At 49.3% G+C, this 1,291-nt stretch carries 1 protein-coding gene; it reads right to left on the reverse strand.

Annotation, left to right across the window (positions count from 1 at the left end; all coding sequences use genetic code 11):
* Positions 1 to 29: 29 nt before the first annotated feature.
* Entirely contained in the window at positions 30 to 1,235 is a 1,206-nt protein-coding gene (locus LGT44_RS06625; protein ID WP_230330392.1) for an IS256 family transposase, read from the reverse strand.
* Positions 1,236 to 1,291: the final 56 nt, after the last annotated feature.

Below are 1,291 nucleotides of genomic sequence, written 5' to 3' on the forward strand. Positions count from 1 at the left end.
GAGGGTGTTCAAAATTCTGTGTCAGCGAATTACAGATCAATATGAGCGTCTAACCGCCCGGCAAAATGAATCGACAGCTGAGACAGTGTCAGATTCCAATTTTGCACCGGGTGCGTCCAGCGCTCTGACGCTTTTAACATACCGGCGTACAACAGCTTGAGCAAGCTGTTCTCATTCTGGAACCCTCCTTTGGTTTTGGTGAGTTTTCTGAACTGCCGGTGCACGGCTTCGACGGCGTTGGTCGTGTAAATTGCAGTACGCACGTAGTCCGGATATTTAAAATACGCTGACAACGTCTCCCACTTGGTTCTCCACGATTTAATCACGACTGGGTACTTCTCGCCCCATTTTGCTTCAAGTTCGTCCAGAGCGGTTTCTGCAGCGTTCAGCGTTGCTGCTTTGTATACGCACTTCAGATCGGCCATGAAGGCTTTCTGATTTTTGCTCGCCACGTATTTTATGGAGTTGCGGATCTGGTGGATTATGCAGTGCTGTATTTCGGTCTGCGGGTAGATACTTTGAATCGCTTCCGGGAAGCCCTTCAGGCCATCGACACAGGCTATGAGGATGTCTTTAACGCCACGGTTGTGCAGGTCTGTTAATACGCTCAACCAATGGTGTGCGCCCTCTGCATCCGATAAATACAGGCCAAGCAGTTCTTTTTTTCCTTCAACAGTCAGGCCCAGGATGGTGTATACCGCCTTGCTGATGAACCGGCCGTTCTCTTTGATTTTGTAGTGAATCGCATCAAGCCAGACGATGGGATAGATCGCATCCAGATCGCGTTCACGCCACGCCTGAAGCTCAGGAATCAGCTTATCGGTGACAGCATTTAACGTGCCGTTGGACAGTTCAATACCGTACATGTCTTCAATGTGCATGCGGATGTCTTGATAGCTGTTACCCAGTGCGAATAACGCAATGATTTTCCGCTCAAGATCATCGGTAAGGTGGGTCTGATTCTTTTTGACAATTTGAGGCTCAAACGAACCAGCGCGATCTCTGGGAGCATTTAACTCGAATGAACCGGAGGTCGTTTTAATGGTTTTCTTGCTGGTGCCGTTCTTGCGGTTAGGAGCTTCTTCTTCAGCGAGATGCTGCTCAAGCTCGCCTTGCATAGCGGCTTCGGTCAGTTGCTTGATTAACGGCGTCAGGATGCCGTCTTTGCCATTTAGGCTTTTGCCGTCACGCAGCGCCTGCAGCGCGGCTTCCATGTCGAAGGTTGGTTTGGTCATGTGTCATCTCTGTTTTGTATAGGATAAAGAAATGACACAGAATTCTGAACACTACC

Source organism: Thalassolituus alkanivorans, from assembly GCF_020447205.1.
Classification (GTDB): domain Bacteria; phylum Pseudomonadota; class Gammaproteobacteria; order Pseudomonadales; family Oceanobacteraceae; genus Venatoribacter; species Venatoribacter alkanivorans.

What these genes read in the sequence shown, in the direction of transcription:
- LGT44_RS06625 (WP_230330392.1), bottom strand. Translation starts at nt 1,235, where the DNA reads ATGACCAAACCAACCTTCGACATGGAAGCCGCGCTGCAGGCGCTGCGT.